At 27.7% G+C, this 18,163-nt stretch carries 16 protein-coding genes; 1 reads left to right on the top strand and 15 read right to left on the bottom strand.

The window, feature by feature from the left end:
• The first annotated feature begins 66 nt into the window (after positions 1 to 66).
• Entirely contained in the window at positions 67 to 2,556 is a 2,490-nt protein-coding gene (locus MCOLE_RS00855; protein WP_100671532.1) for a lipoprotein, read from the top strand.
• Between the two features lie 26 nt (positions 2,557 to 2,582).
• Here the strand turns inward: MCOLE_RS00855 and MCOLE_RS00850 are convergent, their stop codons facing one another.
• The 15 genes from MCOLE_RS00850 to cdd form a co-directional block, all read right to left on the bottom strand.
• Entirely contained in the window at positions 2,583 to 5,117 is a 2,535-nt protein-coding gene (locus MCOLE_RS00850; RefSeq protein ID WP_100670624.1) for a hypothetical protein, read from the bottom strand.
• A gap of 20 nt (positions 5,118 to 5,137) precedes the next feature.
• Positions 5,138 to 9,427 (bottom strand): ABC transporter permease, encoded by a 4,290-nt coding sequence (locus MCOLE_RS00845; protein WP_100670622.1) that lies wholly within the window; start codon positions 9,425 to 9,427, stop codon positions 5,138 to 5,140.
• A 227-nt stretch (positions 9,428 to 9,654) separates the two neighbouring features.
• A complete protein-coding gene (truA, locus tag MCOLE_RS00840; protein WP_100670620.1) occupies positions 9,655 to 10,410 on the bottom strand; it encodes a tRNA pseudouridine(38-40) synthase TruA in 756 nt (251 codons plus the stop codon).
• A gap of 4 nt (positions 10,411 to 10,414) precedes the next feature.
• Entirely contained in the window at positions 10,415 to 11,416 is a 1,002-nt protein-coding gene (locus MCOLE_RS00835) for an energy-coupling factor transporter transmembrane component T family protein (RefSeq protein WP_100670618.1), read from the bottom strand.
• Between the two features lies 1 nt (position 11,417).
• Positions 11,418 to 12,365, bottom strand: coding sequence for an energy-coupling factor transporter ATPase (locus MCOLE_RS00830; protein ID WP_100670616.1), 948 nt, complete (start codon positions 12,363 to 12,365; stop codon positions 11,418 to 11,420).
• Entirely contained in the window at positions 12,356 to 13,213 is an 858-nt protein-coding gene (locus MCOLE_RS00825; protein WP_164703840.1) for an energy-coupling factor transporter ATPase, read from the bottom strand. Before MCOLE_RS00825 ends, MCOLE_RS00830 begins: the two co-directional genes overlap by 10 nt.
• Before the next feature lie 464 nt (positions 13,214 to 13,677).
• On the bottom strand, positions 13,678 to 14,037 hold the full coding sequence (rplQ, locus tag MCOLE_RS00820) for a 50S ribosomal protein L17 (protein ID WP_011183048.1): 360 nt from the start codon (positions 14,035 to 14,037) through the stop codon (positions 13,678 to 13,680).
• Between the two features lie 21 nt (positions 14,038 to 14,058).
• Complete coding sequence (locus tag MCOLE_RS00815; RefSeq protein WP_100670612.1) at positions 14,059 to 15,012, bottom strand: DNA-directed RNA polymerase subunit alpha; 954 nt, start codon at positions 15,010 to 15,012, stop codon at positions 14,059 to 14,061.
• 25 nt (positions 15,013 to 15,037) lie between these two features.
• Positions 15,038 to 15,430, bottom strand: a complete 393-nt coding sequence (rpsK, locus tag MCOLE_RS00810; protein WP_011183046.1) for a 30S ribosomal protein S11 — start codon at positions 15,428 to 15,430, stop codon at positions 15,038 to 15,040.
• A 22-nt stretch (positions 15,431 to 15,452) separates the two neighbouring features.
• A complete protein-coding gene (gene rpsM, locus MCOLE_RS00805) occupies positions 15,453 to 15,818 on the bottom strand; it encodes a 30S ribosomal protein S13 (protein ID WP_099650995.1) in 366 nt (121 codons plus the stop codon).
• A 57-nt stretch (positions 15,819 to 15,875) separates the two neighbouring features.
• On the bottom strand, positions 15,876 to 15,989 hold the full coding sequence (rpmJ, locus tag MCOLE_RS00800; RefSeq protein ID WP_011183044.1) for a 50S ribosomal protein L36: 114 nt from the start codon (positions 15,987 to 15,989) through the stop codon (positions 15,876 to 15,878).
• A 69-nt stretch (positions 15,990 to 16,058) separates the two neighbouring features.
• Complete coding sequence (gene infA / locus MCOLE_RS00795) at positions 16,059 to 16,295, bottom strand: translation initiation factor IF-1 (protein WP_011183043.1); 237 nt, start codon at positions 16,293 to 16,295, stop codon at positions 16,059 to 16,061.
• Positions 16,296 to 16,307: 12 nt separating this feature from the next.
• Positions 16,308 to 17,066, bottom strand: a complete 759-nt coding sequence (gene map, locus MCOLE_RS00790; protein WP_100670610.1) for a type I methionyl aminopeptidase — start codon at positions 17,064 to 17,066, stop codon at positions 16,308 to 16,310.
• Complete coding sequence (locus MCOLE_RS00785) at positions 17,067 to 17,705, bottom strand: adenylate kinase family protein (protein ID WP_100670608.1); 639 nt, start codon at positions 17,703 to 17,705, stop codon at positions 17,067 to 17,069.
• A 12-nt stretch (positions 17,706 to 17,717) separates the two neighbouring features.
• On the bottom strand, positions 17,718 to 18,128 hold the full coding sequence (gene cdd, locus MCOLE_RS00780) for a cytidine deaminase (protein WP_164703839.1): 411 nt from the start codon (positions 18,126 to 18,128) through the stop codon (positions 17,718 to 17,720).
• Positions 18,129 to 18,163: the final 35 nt, after the last annotated feature.

The raw sequence follows: 18,163 nt of genomic DNA, 5'->3' as shown, positions 1-18,163 counted from the left end.
TATTAATCATCTATGTTTAGTGTAAAAAAGCTTCAAAAAGTGTAAAATTATTTTATTATGATAGGAATGAAAAAATTAATTTCTTTGCTTGGTGCAGCTTCATTAGCAACAACACCAGCAATGGCGGTAGTGTCTTGTAAATATATAGATACAATTCAAAAAAGTATAGATAATAAATTAGCAGAAGTAATTTCTTCAACGTCTAATTATTTTAAAGGTGCTATTTTAGCCAATTCTGAGAATTACAATGGTCAATCAGTTGATAAATATATTTCTAAGTTAAAAGTTGGGGATTTAACAAGTAATTCAAAAGATACAACATCTATGGCTAAAATATTTGACACTTTCTTAGATACAAAACAATCTAGTGAATATATGAAAAATGAAGTTTATAGCAAAGAAGAATTTGATAGACCAACTACTGGAAATGGTGATAGTGAATTAATAAGTACTATCCAAAAAGCTTATAATGAGATTTATAAATTAATTGGTGTAAATTTTGATCCAACTTTATGAAATACTGCATTGCCTTTATTATTAGATTCATTAAAAGCTGATAATATTTCTTCAATTCAAAAAGTTATGCCTAAAATTTCAAGTAGTTTACAAATAATGAAAGACGTTAAAGTTCCTAATTACAATGAATTGATTAAACTAGGTGTTAAAACTAATTTAGACTTAAAGATTTATTTCTCAAATGAATTAACTTCTTTTGTTGCTAACTTGTTTAGCGTTGAAATAAAAAAACCTTTTGTTATTAGCGAAAATAAAGATAATATAAACGAAAAATATTATGCACATAATTCTAGTGTTTGAAAATTAATAATTGAAAAAATGAATAACAAAGATGCTGAGAAACCTGAAATTAATTTTACAAGTGAAAGCTTATCACTACTTATGAATGCCTTATTCGGAATAAACTGATATATTCAAAATTTTACAACTGATGAATATAATTTGCATTCTGATGAAATGCTAGATGATAATCACATATTTTCTATTGATAAAACTAACTTAGAAGTAATTCATGAAGTAAACTCTTCAAAAATTGATAAAGAAATTATTAATTCAACTAATGTAGATGGTTTAATGCAATTTATTTATGATTTATTTTCTGGTGAAAAAGATAAAGAATCTTTTAAATTGCTTAGAACTTTTAAAATACTTTTCCAAGTTGATGATGATATAACTGTTAAAAATCAAAAACTTGACTTTGATACTAAAATAATTAAATTTGAAAAGAAAACATTAGATTTTAAAATTGGTGAATGAGGTTCAAATGGTAAATCAGAAAATGGAGCATTAAATACATTTTTAAGTTCTTCACTAGATGGTTTAGTGAAAGGATATACTGCTTCTTTTGATCCTGATGGTGGAATAATGGATTTCTTAAATTCTATTGGGATGGGTTCTGAACAAATAGGTGGAGTAGTTTCAGGTTTAATTAGTTCTATTTTAACTGGTATTGATATGGATCATTTCTTTGAAACATTTATAAAACAAATAGATGACTCATTAAAAAACTTATTAAATTGAACTTTCATAAAGGGTAAATCTTTAGAAGAACAAATAAAATCTATTCAATCATCTATTAAAACTAAAGTTAAACCAATAATTGATAACTTATTAAATTCTGAAGCTCCTTTTACAAATAAATTTTTAGGATATTTAATTAATACTGACATAAGAAAATTAATGGAAATTTTTGGATTAGAAAATAGTTTACCTGTTCAATTACCAAAAATTTCATTAAAACAAATAATAGATATTCAATTAACTAAAACTTTAAAACTTAGTGATTTATTAAGACTAGGTGCAAAAGGGGCAAGTTATTTAATTGCATTATTAGGTAAAGGTGTTGCTCCGAAAATAGTTAATATTGCAGATGCTTTCAATGATACTTCTCTTTTCTTAGATTCTGAATTTAAAATTGTAAATAGTCAAAGCACTGTTCAAACTTTAGGTGAAATCAAAATATCACCAGAACTAATTTTTACAAATGAAGATGGTAAGGAATATACTTACATCTTAGCATTAGCTACAGCACTTTCTACTAAAGATAATACTGGTATTAGCATTACAATACCAGGTGGTAATAAGTTTGGTTTAAAAACTACAAAAACTTTTACAAATAAAGATGGTCTTAAATGAATAATGGGTCTTGGAGTAGAGCTTGATAATGGTGTAATTGACTATAATCAATTTAGACCAGGGACAATACTTTATTCTATTGGAACATTGTGAAACGATGAAACTGGTAATTTGATTACTGGAATAATGTCAGCGATAAATGACATTTTAAAAACTATAGCAGATATATTTGATAACAAACAAAATCAATCTTACTTAGAAGATTTAAATTACATTCATTATAAAACAAAAATGATTAGCTATGAAAACTTCAGAGATAGTAAAAAAGATAGTCACATAACATATGAAATTAATTATAAAAATGGAATAGTTAATAATACATACGTTGTTAAATTATTACTTCCAAGTAGTGATCAAGAAGAAATAAATGTTAAATACCAAATTGAAGCCTTTTATAAAAAATAAAAATGCGAATTATTAATTCGCATTTTTTATATTCTGTTAAATGAATTTATTTTATATTTTGAACTTGTGTTCTCTTTATAAACTGACACATTATATGTGTAATAAACATCTTTCTTAACTTTATACATTATCTTGTAATTTAAAACTTCTTGTTTAGAATCTTCTTGATAACTTACAAATTGTGTTGAGAATAAATCTTTACTTGATCAGTAATTCATTTTTTTATTTCTATTAAAAGTTATATCACTTAAATTGTAATCAATATACTTTCTAGTCATTTTTACAGGTCATTGAATTATTTTAGATGTTAATCCATTTGTTAATAATTCATTTACATAAAACAAGATTGAATCTTGATTGTAGCTCTTATCATCATAGTTTAATCCTAAAAGATATTTTCAAGCTTTATGTCCTCAAATTTTTTCTTCTTCTGTATTATTAGAATTTTTAGGTCTGATACCTAAAACCTTATTTTTTCCATTATCATCTTTTACAAATTTCATCATTGATCATATAACTGCTAAATCAGAAGTTCTACCATCTGTTGGAGTGTAACCAAGAACCTCATTAATAGATGATAGAGGTTTTTCTTGGCCTTTGATAAAGAAATCATATTCATTAGATATATCGCTGCCTGTTACAGTAGCCAATAAACCTAAAATTTTGTAAAACAATGGAAGACTTGAATCAAATCCTTTTAAAATTAATGTTAGAACATCTCCTATTGATATTCCTAAAACATTTATTTTAAAAATATCTTTAATTGATTTATTAGACATATCTATTGGTAAATTCACATTAAATAATTTTAAAATTGATTGCAATCTACCTTTTTCATTTAGCAGTTGATTGAAAAGATTATCAAATAGACTTCATGTGTCTGGTGAATTTTCACTAACTTTTATATTACTTAATTTTTTAATTGATTTATCTAAATAATCAATAAAGTCATCAGTTACATCATCAGATTTATGAGGTTTGTTTGGTGAATTTTCACTACCAAATCCCATACCTGCTAATGCTTTTTCAAGTGGTTCTTTTATTTGCCCACCTATTGGTATACCAAGTAGTCTTCAACTATACATATTTTTTAAAGTCGAATTTAATTGGGAAGAAAGATTATTGAAAAAGTAACTCATGTCTATACCAGACAGCATAGAACTAATTATACCAGCAAGTATACTACCTAAATTTTCTGGAGAAAGTTTAAATCATCCTAAAAATGTACCAATAAAACCTGATATTTGATTATTTATAAATCCTGTCGCTAGAGATGCAAATAAAATATTAAAAATACCATTTGAGCCTGTTGTATTATTCATTCATTCTCCAACATCAAAACTTAAACTACCTCATGAATTTGGTTTTCCCTTAAAGACTTTTTTATCAAAGTTAAGATTTGTATTACCATCAGTTATGTCATTATCAACTTGAAATAGTATTTTTAAGACTCTTGAAGATCTATATCCATTGGGGTCACTACCTTTATACATAATGTCATAAAAAATAGATAATATTCCATTCAAGCTTCTTTTATCAATATTTTCTTTTGAAATATTTTTATTATAAACTTCATTCATTATTTCAAGATTAGTTTTGTAAGGACTAAATAAATGATTTTGATCTCTTACCATTGAAGGATCAAGCATATATTCTGGTTGATTAAATGCATCTATATAATAAGATAATGAATATATAAAGTTTAATAAATAAACTACACTATCTGAAGTAAATTTAAACTCATGTTTTGATACTTTTTTATCATCTTTAGAAAATACTTCTTTGTACATAGCAGAAGATGCATTGAAAAAATTCCTTGCTATATTACTTGAACCCTCATCTTGAATTTTAAAATTTCATCCTCCTGTTTCACTTGTTAATCCAAAGTTGACACTCATGAAACTATTGAAATTTGATAAAGCATAAAATTTTAAACCTCTATAAGTTCGAACACCTTCATTTCACAATTGAGAGTAAGTTGGAGCTGGATAATGTTTGAACATTTTAACAAAAGATATTTTATCAGCAAATTTTAATATGCTTGAGTCAAATTTATCAGCTTTTAAACTTCCACCGCTTACAAAAGAGACATAAGAAATTCAATTTAAAAATTCATTAACGCCTTCAACTTTTAATCCATCGTCATCAATTGAATTTTCTAATAAGCTTACACCTTTATCCGCTGCGCCAAATATAAGTTCTGATGCTGCATCTTCATTTTTATATTTATAATCTTTGTCTTTATAAATTTTATTTAAAGTTTTTTGCGCTGATTTCATATCATATTTCTCAGCATTAAAGTTTGCATAACTTAAAGCACTATCAATATTGCTAATGTCACTTACTTTTTGATCATTTAATCAATTTGTTGTAACATCAGCATTTTGTTTTTGAGCATTAGTTATAATTGGTGCTTTAAATAAAACAGAAGTCTCATCAATTTTCTTTTGAATTTCTGAAGTTACTTGAGTAATTACTTGTTTTTGACCAACATTTAATAATGATACAGCTGGAGTTGCTCCAATAGTCAGAGCACTCAAACTTAATAATATTTTTTTCATAATTTAAATACCCTTTCTAATTAGAGATCTGCGTTTTGTAAAATTTGTACAGAATTAGTTTTTGTTATTCGTTTATATCCTGCATAAATGGCAATTGCATAAATACCAACTATTCCTAAGAAAACAATAATTGGTAATCATATAGGGAATGTTATTGGTAAAACAATACCATTTAGCAACATAATGTTTACGGCTTTTGCAAAAATGAATCATCCTGCTGCAAATCCCACAGCAAACATTGTTGATATAACAATTAAATACATTCCCATTACTGTTTTAACAACATAAGCATCATGATATCCTAAGACTCTCATTGTTGATATAAACCTTATATTATCAGTAATAATAATTGATGTTGTAAGTAAAATAATTACAAATGTTAAAGATAAGATTAAGACAATCGCTATTGCAATTAATAATAAAATCAACTGTGATATTTCCTCTAACATATCTTTTGATAAATCAATTGGTAATATTCATTCCACAGTTCCAATACCGCTACCATCAAATGCTGCGTGAGTAGCGCTGAATTTAGCTTCCATTCCATTTAAAGCTGTTGGAGAATAGTCCCCAAATACTGTTGAAACACTCATAACTGTATTATAATCAGCAACATCAGTTTTGTTAGAATACTTGTAATTGAAAACCGGGTATTGGTTTTCAAATATTTTGAGAATTAATTCACCTAACTCTTTTTCATCATTATTTTGTGGATGTTGAATAAATTTGTTTTTAAATAAATCTAAATCATCTAGACCATTCTTTGTTAAATCTAAACCTTTAATTTTATTGTAAATTTTTAGTTCTTCTTGTTCTTTATCTTCAATAATTATTTTATTGTTAAATTGATCAAGTGTTGAATATCCAAACTGGGTGTTTCATTGTTTTGCAAAGAAATTTTTTCACAAGTAGTTTTCAACTTCATCGTATTTTAAAATAGATTTTGCATCATCATTTTTTATTCATGCTTGAGCTGATCCATATCCTTCATGAATACCAAGAATTTTAAATTTTGTATTGGTTGTTTTATTACCAATGATTGTATTACCGTTTAATACAGAATTATAATATTCAGTTGGTTTAGATATACTTGTCATAAAGTTAATTGCATTTTTATCATCTAAATCAGGTCTTTTTACTAATATATTAGAACCTAAACTGTTTGTTCTTGAATTTTGTTTAAATCCACCAGTTCCATTTCATAAACTGCTTGTATCTCAATCATTTAATTTATAGGGAACTATTTCACCTTTTGTTGCATCTTGTAATTCATTCTGAATAACATTAAAATCTACTTCCTGTCCTTCTTTAAGATTTAAAGTTTTTGCAAGTGTTTCATTAATAATGATTCCATTTGTTTGTTTAGAATCAAATAGTTGTTTAATTAAGTCATTATTATTAGAATCTCTTAAATTTAAAAATCTATCATCATTATCAATTCCATAAATTTTAAAGTTTTTACCATTTTTTTCAGCTTGAATTTTTGTTCCTAAAGCTTCTTGAGAGGGATCATATGAAACTAAGTTGAATGCCATTGAATAATTTTTATCATCCGATTTAAATGCATTAATTAAAGTTTGTTTCACAGAATAAGGTGGTCTTGAAAAAGCTGATTGAATGACTGCTTGATCAACACGATTATTGAATAAAAATGTAAATCATTCTCACATATCTGTAATAGCTTCTGTTGCTTTATCTTTATCATTTTCTTCAGCCATTTTATCAAAGTTTAAACCTAAGTAATAATCATTAGTTGATTCTTCAGTATTGTGTTCTGATGCAATTCTATATGATCCAATTCCTGTGTAATTTGAATTAGTTAATTTAAATTTATTTTCTTCTTTTGTTTGATCTTTATATTCAACTTTACCATCTTCTGTTTTTAATAATGTTTTTAACATATTTTCATTATTTTTTAGATATTGGTTTGCTAAATTTCCATTTGACGCATTAAATACGTTTATTTTAGAAAATTCACTCATTTTAATTCAATCTTCATCACTTATCATTTCAGTACCATAATCGCTTCTGAAATCATTACTAATAGATAAACCAATTGATTCAGAATATTTAGCGTAGAAAGTCTGCATTGCAGCTCCTGCTTCATATAATGTTTCTGCTGAATTTATTTCACTAAATAAATTTTGATAATCAAATCATTGTTTTAAAATGATAGGGGAAATCATTTTTCCTAATACATCTGAATTGCTTGCAGCAGGTACACCATATTTAGATAATTGTCTAAAATAGTTACTATCAAATATTGAACCTTCTAAATTTAAAAGTTTCATGTTTGCTAATGATAATTCGATAAGGTTTGGAATTGCATATTGACCATCACTTGATGCAGTAAATAAGTTTTGAATAAAAATTGAATAGTATTTCTCACTTATTTCATTATTAAAGTAATCAGTCATGATTTGATCATAATCAAAGTCACCATTGTCTCTTAAAGCTAAACTTGTTCATCCACCAGCAGTTTTTGAATAAACCATTTCATCTTGTTTAGTTGAAGGATTAAATGTTTTAGCAAAAGTTAGGGGGTTATTATAACTTGGCTGAGCATATTCAACTATTTGTTTATATTTAACACCTGTATATGTTGCTTTTTCATTTCTTTTTAAGATATCTGGAGCAGCAAATGAAACTGTGAATAACATTGATGAAAGTAGCACTACAAAACCAATCGCCATCATTTTTCCAAAGGCATCTACTAATAAAGCTTTTCTTAATTTCGAACCAAATGATTTTCTAAAATGAATACTTCTTAACTTAGCTTTAAATGCACTAGTTTTTTGATTAAAAGTTGCAGTAATTAAACTTAATGATGATTTGCGCATTAACATTGTAGCTATAACAAATGATATTGCTGATAAAATAAATCACATAACTCCAATCATTAATGCTAATGAAATTCAATCAAAATCAAATTTTGAATAATTAAGTGAGAAATAGTTTGAAAATTCATTAGTTAATGTGTTTGAAACGCTTATTGAAACAATATATCCAAATAATCCACCAATTATTGATGCAATCACAGGTAGCATAACAAAATTATAAACAAGCACACGTTTTCTGTACCCTAATGCTTTCAATGTACCTAATTGTTTTGATGCTTTTTCAATTTGTTTTTTTGTAACAAGTGATATTGTGTACAAGCATACAAATAAAATTAAAATAAATATTATAAAAGCAGCTATATTATAAGTTTGAATAGTTTTTTGAATTAAAAGAATTCTTTTGCTAAATCTGTAATTTGCATCTTCTTTTCCATAAACTATTTTATTGTTTGAATTTCTTCTAATTAGTTCTTTTAAATCACTCTCAAATTGCTTTAAACCTGTGCTTTTAACTTTCTTTGCATCTTTGAATTTGATTGAGTAAAATGATTCAATTTCTACATTTGATGAAACTGTTAGATTACCATTTTGGTTTAAATTATATTCATACAAATTTGATTCTTGGTTATATTTTAATCCAAATGCTGATGGGTTAACATAAATCATAACTTCTTTGCTACGACTTGGTAATGTTGTTGATGCATTAAAGATTGGAGACATAAAATCCGCTGAACTACCAAATCCTACAACTTGAAATCACTGATAATTTGAATAGTAAGTGTTGTATTTACCATTAACTGCGTCTATTTCAGTTTTTGTTCCTTCAATTTCTTTCACATCATTAGCTAGTTGTTTATTATCTGTATCTCTAACTAATAAAGAATTACCTAAGTTATCAGCTTGTATTCTAATAACATCACCTAATTTAATACCATTATTTTTTGCATAATTCGGGTCAATTACAACTTGATGGTGAGTTTCTATATCTTGACCTTCAAAAATAACTAATTTATCTACTTCTTGATTATTGAAAGTATTTTTTTGCGTTGTTTTAGTAATTGCTTTAATTGTTAAATCATTATCATTTTGTTTTACTTGAGAAAACTCTCTAGCTTCTGTTCTAGATCACTCAAATTGCAAATCACTTGACTCTTCAAAATATTTTTCTTGCAATTTGTATATTCAGTATTGTTGAGCTGCAACAAGATTTTTTGGTGCTTCTTCAGTTTCTTCACTTTCCCCAGTTGCTACTTTATCATAAGGATTTAAATCAATAACAGCATCATGAACTCTTGAATTTTCATTCATTTCTTTATATTTTTCGATAACACGAACATTCATTGAAACAACTAAAGTTAAAGTTAAAGACAGTAAAAAAGCTAAAACAGTAACACCAATTAATTGTGTTTTACTTTTAGTGGCATTTTTAAATGAATTTTTTAACATTAAATAAATTTTTTTAAAATGCATAATTAATACCTTCCCTTTAGAATTAAAATGTATTTATTTAATTTTATCAAATTAAAGAAAAAAAAGACACAAATGTGTCTTTTTTAGGGTGCTTGCTTGTAGTGAACTCATAAACATATCGTTTTCCTTCTTTGCCTAAGCTTATTCAAAAACAGACGATAATTTTATCAGTTTATTACATTAGTGATATTGTTTTAACAACACCCTTAACATAATAATACACTATTTTATGAGTTAAATACAATTTTGTTTAATTTAAGTCCTTTAGCAGGGGCATTAAATGGAGGTTTAGTTCCTTTCCCCTGCAATTTTTCTTGAATTTGCTCTGCAGATATTTTTTTATCTAAATAACAATTTAATGCTGATTGAACTATCATTCTAATTTGATATCTAATGAATCCTTTTGCTTTAAAATTGATGATCACTTTATCATCAACTCTAACTACTTTTATTGATTCAATATTTCTTATTGTTTTAATATTATTGACTTCAATTTCTTTTTTATTTAAGCCCGAAAATAGTTTAAAATCATGTTCCCCAACAAATAAATCAAATATTGATTGCATTTTTTTAACATCTATTTGACCAAAACTTCAATTAAGTTCAAATCTATTTGTTAATAAATTGTATTGACCATCATTGATTGTGTATGAATATTCTTTATATAAAACATGTCTTATATTAAAATTATTTTCAATTTTTTCAATAGAGCTTATTCTAATAGTTTCAGGCAAAGCTTTATTGATTGCTTTTTTAAATAATTCTAATTTTGGATTAAATTCTAAATCTAAAGTTACTTTTTGATCAATCGCATGTACGCCAGTATCTGTTTTACTGGCACCAATTGTTTTAAATCTTGCATTTTTTGTAACTTTACTAATAGCTTTATTTAATTCACCTTGAATAGTTGAAGAATTTGGTTGTTCAATTCAGCCATGGAAATCTGAACCATCATATTGTAATGTTAATAAAAATTTAAACATTTGATTAGTAAGCTTTAATTCCTATTATAGTATCAAGTCTTGGTATCCCAATGTGTCATAATCCTAAGACACCAACTGAGTATAAGATTAAGAATAACATTAATGCGAAAGCAAATAATAATAACATTAAGTCCATTACTCTAAATTTAAATTGAATATATCTTGTTCTTTTTGAATAAGGGTCATACCCCCTTGCTTCCATAGCATATGATAAATCCTCTGCTTTTTGAAAAGCTGATACCAATAAAGGAATAATTAATGAAGTAAGACCTTTTACTTTATCTTTCAGTTTACCGTTTTTAACATCAATTCCTCTTGAAGACTGTGCTTTCATAATTCTTCCAGCTTCATCAATTAAAGTAGGAATCATACGTAAGGCAATAGAAATGATCATTGATAGTATATAAACTGGTACTCCAATTCACTTCAATGGGTATAGCAAGTCTTCAATTGCTAATGTTAATTGTAAAGGTGAAGTTGAAGCTGTAAGTATACAAGTTAATGAAATCATTAAATAAATTCTAAATGTCATTATCAATGCATTATATAAAGCTTTTTCGCTTAATCAAATAGGTCCTATCTTATAAAATAAACCTATGTTTTGATAACCGACTGGTAAGTCTGACATATTGCTAGCATTTGTTAAAAATTGACCAGCTATTGCTCCTCCTGAAAGTTTATTTACTCAAACTCCAGATACTTGATTACCTTCATTTAAAAGTTGCTCTAAAATTTTTGGGTCAGGGTGTGTTAAGAATGCATTCATTAAAAAGATAACTATAAATACAAATAATACAGGTGGTAATAATCCAAGTAGCATTCTAAAACTTAATTTAGATAGTGCGAACATTGTTAATATAACAACAGCACAAATAATATAACCTGTAAAACCAATAGGCAAGAATATACTTACCATTAATAGGATAATCATTACCAATTTAAATCTAGGATCCATTGCATGGATAATAGAGTTCTTTGGTAAATATCTACCGAATGTTACTCTCATATTATTTCCCCTTTCTTACTTCTTTAAATGCTTTTGCAAATTCATCAATAGTTCTAATTTGTTTATTTAATAAATCTGTTCCTTGTTCTTTTAGTTTATACATTAACTTGTATAATTTTGGTGGTTCAATTTGAATTTTTGATAATAAATCTTCATTAGAGAATATTTCAAATGGTGTGCCTTTTGAAATAACTTTTCCTTCATGCATAACAATTACTTCATCAGCTACTTTTAAAACTTGGTCCATGTTATGAGTTACCATAATAATTCTTTTACCTTGTTTTTTGTTCAGTCTTAAGAATAAATTCATGAAATCTTCTTCACCTTTTGGATCTAATCCTCCAGTTGGTTCGTCAAGTACTAAAGTTTTACCATCCATTGCAATAATTCCAGCAATGGCAGTTCTTCTTTTTTGTCCACCTGATAATTCAAAAGGTGATCTTTTTGCGTATTCTCTTGGTAATGAAACTAAGTCTAATAAATCAGGAATTTTTTTATAAACTTCTTCTTTATTAGCACCTAAATGAATAGGACCAAATGCTATATCTTTTTCAATAGTATCTTGAAAAAGTTGATATTCTGGGAATTGAAAAACTAGTCCAACTTCTCTTCTTAAATCTTTAACTTCTTTTATCTTCTTCAATCCTGCTGGTATTTTATAATCCCCAACAATTGTTTGACCAGTTTCAGAAATTAATAATCCATTTGTTAATTGAATCATTGTTGATTTGCCTGAACCTGTAGTACCAATAACGCATGTTATCTTTTTATCAGCTATTGTTAAATTTGCATTATCAAGAGCTCTAAATTCAAATGGAGTTTTTCTTGAGTAAGTATAACTTACATTGTCTAAAACAATATCTCCTGTAAATGAAAAATTTTTAACATTCTTTTTTTCTTCATTTCATTTTTTTAAGTTTTGTTTAATTTCTTTTTTATTTATTTGCATAATTGTTTCACCAACTCATCCATATTTTGACTATGTTTAACTTTAATACCTTCGTTACCTAAAGCTTCTTCAACTAAAGACAAGAATGGAATTTCCAATTTAATTGATCTTAAAAATTCTTTTTCTTTTAAAACTTCTTCTGGTTTACCTATTTTAACCATACGCCCACCATTCATAACAATAACTTTATCAGCATTAAGAATTTCATCCATGTCGTGTGTAATTGAAATAATTGTTTTTTTCATCTTGTCCCTTAGTTCAACCATAATTTCTTTTATTTCTCTATTTCCTTTTGGATCAAGCATACTTGTTGCTTCATCAAAAATCAAGATGTCAGGGTTTAATGCAAGAGCACTAGCAATAGCAACTCTTTGTTTTTGTCCACCAGATAAGTTTAATGGTTCTTTATCTAAGAAGTTTTCCATTCCAACTTTTTTAGCTGAGTCATAAATTATTTTTTGCATTTCTTTTGGATTAACACGTTTATTTTCTAAACCAAATGCAATGTCAGCTTCTACACTTGAACCAATAAATTGATTATCAGGGTTTTGGAATACAATTCCAAGGAATTTACGAGCTTGATCCAAGTTGTCTTGAGTTACGACATTACCATAAATACTAACATGTCCTTCTTGTGCAGAAAGAACACCAATTAACATTTTTGAAAGAGTTGATTTACCACTTCCATTATGACCAATGACAGCAACATATTCACCATCATTTATTTCAAAACTAACATCATTTAATGCATAAGGAAAATCAGGAGCATATTTAAACTTTAAGTTTTCAACTTTTACTGCAACTTTATCAAGTTTTGTTAATTGAGCGCCTCTACCATGATCTTTAATTGAATCTCTAGCTTCTCTTTTTAAAATTTTTGCTTCATTTAATTCTGATTTAGCTTGTTCTAAAATAACTGAACTATTTTTTCTTGTAGTTGAGTTATAAATTTTTGATATTGTTTTTAAATTATCAGTAAATGCTCTTTCTTTGCAAATTTCTTTAAACGCTTTTTTAGCTTCTAAAGATTTAGCTTTATACTCTGTCAATTCCTCTTTTGTTATTTTCCCTTGTTTTTCAGCTTCTTTGAATTTAAAGAATTTATTATTTGCTTCTAGCATTTCAACATATTTTGCATGCAGTTTGATCTTAAAATCATTAAGATCTTTATCTGTAAGTTTTGTTTCTTTGAATTTTTTCAATGAATCCATAATTTATCCCCCTGTTTTAAGTTTTGTTTATAATAATTATAAATTAAAATAGACGAAATAGACAAAAAAAATAAGGCATATTAACCTTAAATTTTTTATTACTAAACTAATTCAATAATAACCATTGGTGCATTATCACCTTTACGGTTATCTAATTTTAAGATACGTGTGTATCCACCATCTCTATCTTTATATTTTTTAGCGATAGTTGTAAATAATTTTTGTAAAACATCTTCTTTTGAACTAGCTTCAATATTTCTTAATCATGAAGCAGCTTGACGTCTAGCGTGTAAATCGCCACGCTTTGCTAAAGTAACCATTTTATCTAAATGTTTTCTTAATTCTTTAGCTCTTGTTTCAGTAATTTCTAAACGCTCTGAAACAATTAATTCACTAGTTAAGTTACGCATTAAAGCTACTCTTCATGCAGTATTCTTACCTTGTTTTTGAATATATGACATATATTTACCTCCTTATTAATCTTAATTTTGTTTAAATGTTAATTCTAAAGTCGCAACTTTATCTTTAATTTCTTTTAATGACTTACGTCCTAAATTTCTAATATCTTGAATTTCATCTTCAGTTTTAGAAACTAATTCTCTTAATGTACTTATTCCAGCACGTTTTAAGCAGTTTAAACTTCTTTGAGTAAACTCTAATTCTTCAACAGGTTTGTCTAACTCTTTTTCTTCAACAGTTTCAACACCCATAATTGCTACTTCTTCGACTTCTTCAGCTAAAGTAGTAAATACATCAAAGTGTGAAATCAAAATTTTTGATGCTAATGAGACTGCATCAGATGCTAAGATTGATCCATCTGTTTCTACTTCCAAGATTAATTTTTCAAAATCTTGAGCTTTACCTAAGTTGATTGGTGTTGAACCATACGCAACTTTAATAATTGGTGAGTAGTTTGAATCAATTGTAATCATTCCTGGCACTACATCTTTTAATTCTTTGTTTTCTTTGAAAGTTTTGTAACCTCTTGAGTTTTTAGCATACAATACTAAATCTAAATTACCACCTTCAGCAACATTAGCAATAACAAGGTCTTTGTTTAAAACCTCTACTCCTGCTGGTAAAACTAAACTTCCTGCAGTAACTGGACCAATAGTAGATGTTCCTACTTTTAGTTCAACAGTTTCGTCATCACTGTAAATTGCGTTATCAATTTTTAATATTAATTTTTTAACATTTAAAACGATACGAGTTACATTTTCTTCAATACCTGAGATTGAAGTAAATTCATGCTGTGCTCCAGCAATTTTAATTGCAAAAACACTAGCTCCCGGTGTTGATGATAATAATGTTCTTCTTAAAGCATTACCTAAAGTTACAGCAAATCCTCTTTCAAGAGGAGCTGCTTCAAACTTACCGTAAAATTTATTTGGTGATTCTTTTACAATTCCGAATTCTGGTTTATTAAATTGTTTCATTCGCTAAAACTCCTTTGTTCTATAATTATTTTCTTGGGCGTTTTTTAGGACGAACTCCATTGTGAGGGATTGGTGTACAATCCTTAATTGAAGTCACTTCCATTCCAACGATTGTTAATGCTCTAACAGCAGCATCACGACCTGGACCTGGACCTTTTACTTCAACTTGAACTGATTTAACACCTTGATCCATTGCACCTTTTGCGGCTGCTTCTGAAATCATTTGTGCAGCATAAGGTGTTGATTTTTTAGAACCTTTAAACCCGATTGCTCCAGCACTTGATCAAGAAAGTACGTTTCCTTTTTCATCACTAATAGTAACAATTGTATTGTTAAAAGTAGAGTGAATATGAGCGATACCTTTTGGAATATTTTTCTTAATACGTTTTTTTGTATTATTTGTTTTTGGTTTTGCCATTTTTGTAATCTCCTTCTACCTTCTATTTTTTCTTGTTAGCTACAGTTTTTCTTGGACCTTTAACAGTTCTTGCGTTTGTTTTTGAAGATTGCCCTCTTACAGGTAATCCTTTACGGTGTCTTAATCCTCTGTAACATCCTATTTCCATTAAACGTTTAATGTTTAATGATACTTCTCTACGTAATTCCCCTTCAACTTTGAAGTTTGAAATTTCTGTAGAAATTGCTTTAATTTGTTCTTCAGTTAAATCTTTTGTACGAACATCTTCACTGATGTTTAACTTTGATAAAACTTTTTGAGATGTTGATAATCCAATTCCATAAATATATGTTAATGAAATTACAACTCTTTTTTCGTTTGGGATTTCTACTCCACTAATACGAGCCATATCTCTAATTCCTTTCTTAAATAAAATTTATTTCTAATAATTTTATATTTAGACTAATTAACCTTGTCTTTGTTTGTGCTTTGGTTGTGCACAAATAATCATTACGCGGCCTTTACGTCTAATAACACGACATTTGTCGCAAATTTTTTTGACTGATGATCTTACTTTCATCTGTAACCTCCGTATTTGTTCTTTTTGTTTTTTAAACAATTTAAATTGACTTAAGTCAATTTCTAATAATTACACTTCTGCTTTTTTAGCAATTTTTCTATATGTAATTCTTCCACGTGTCATATCATAAGGTGATATAACGACTGTTACTTTATCTCCAGGTAAGATGCGAATGTAATGCATTCGGATTTTACCTGACACGTGTGCATCAATAACAATGTCGTTTTCCAGTTGTACTTTGAATTTCGCATTTGGTAATACTTCTACAACCGTACCTTCAAATTCCATTTCTGCTTCTTTTGCCATAAACTACAACCCCTATCTTTTTGATTTAGTTAATACTTCATAACCACTATCAGTAATTAAAATAGTGTGTTCAAAGTGAGCAGCCATACTCTTGTCAGCTGAAAGAACTGTTCAATTGTCTGCTGCAAGTTTTGTTTTGTAAGTTCCCATTTGAATCATTGGTTCAATACAAATAACCATTCCAGCTTGTAAACGCATTCCGGTATCCTTTTTACCATAATTTGGTATGAATGGATCCTCATGCATTTCTGTTCCAATTCCGTGTCCTGTATAATCTCTTGGAACTCCAAACCCAAAGCTTTCAGCATGAGTTTGAACTATACTTCCAATAGTTCCAATACGAACGCCTGGAGCTAAAGCTTTAATAGCTAAATCCAAACATTCTTCAGTGACTTTTAATAGTATATCATGTTTTTTATCTTTTGCAATGCCAACTATCATACTAAATGCACTATCAGCATGATATCCTTCATAAATGCAGCCTGTATCAACAGAAACTATATCTCCCTCTTCTAAAATTCTATCTTGAGGAATTCCGTGGACTAATTGCTCATTGATAGATACACAAATTGTTTTTGGGTATCCATGATAGTTTTTGAAGTTTGATTTACATCCTTTTTCAGTTATAAATTTTTCAAATTCCTTATCCAAATCTAAACAATTTACACCTGGTTTAATCATTGATTTTAACATTTCAATTGCTTCTGCAAGTACTTGCCCAGCAACTCGCATTTTATCAATTTCTTGTGGTGATTTTATTGTTACAGCCATTTATAAAGCTCCTAAAACTTCTGCATAAACTTCCTCTGCAGTTGTATTTGCATTGTCAACAATGTGTACAAACCCTGGTTTATTTTTGTAGTAATCAACCAATGGTGCAGTTTCACTTGCATATGCTTCAAGTCTAACTTTAACTTTTTCTGGAGCATCATCTGGTCTACGAACTAGTTCACTACCGTCATTATCACAGATTCCCTCTGCTCTTGGTTTTCTACTAATAATATGGTAACTTACTTTACATTTTGGACAAATTAATCTTCCACTAATTCTATCTAAAAGAATTTGAGTAGGAACATCAATGTAAATAACTTTGTCAATTTTTGCATTCAATTCAACTAAGTTTTCTTCTAAAATTTTAGCTTGATTTAATGTTCTTGGAATGCCATCAAAAATTAATTGATTATGGTTCTCTTGTAAAAAGTTTTTAACAATCCCCATTGTAACTTCATCAGGAACTAATTTACCTTCATTCATGTATCTGGCACATTCAATTCCTAAAGGTGTTTCTTCTTTTATTTCTTTACGCATCAAGTCTCCAGTTGACATTTGTTTGAATCCTTGATTTTTAATTAATTTTTCAGCTAATGTGCCTTTCCCTGAACCTGGGGCACCTAATAACATAATATTCATATTTCTCTCCTCTTATTTAATAAGTTGTGCAGGCTCAAAAGCGTGTGGCAACAACTCTTTAATGTTTGTTTCTAACTGAAACCCATTCTTATTGTAAATTGAAATAATTGCAGATCAATCTACTAATTCAGAAATAACTTGACGGCAAACTCCACAAGGTGAACCTAATGTTTCAGAATCTGTGTATAATTCTAAAGACTTTATGTCACTTTTTTTATAACCTAAAGAATAAACTTGAGCTAAGGCTGACCTTTCAGCACATATAGTTGCTGGATATGCAGCATTTTCAATATTTACACCCTTTATTTTTTCACCGTTGCTTAAATAAATTAAACAAGCAACTTTAAAGTTTGAATATGGACTATATGAGTTTTCCTTTAATCTTAACAATTCTTCAAATACATTTTGCTTATCAGCCATCATTAATACCTCTTTCATATCTATTATATTATATCTAA

Source organism: Mesoplasma coleopterae (genome assembly GCF_002804245.1).
Classification (GTDB): domain Bacteria; phylum Bacillota_I; class Bacilli_A; order Mycoplasmatales; family Mycoplasmataceae; genus Mesoplasma; species Mesoplasma coleopterae.
The sequence above is the reverse complement of the archived record's forward strand: the minus strand, read 5'-3'. Positions and strand labels throughout refer to the sequence as shown.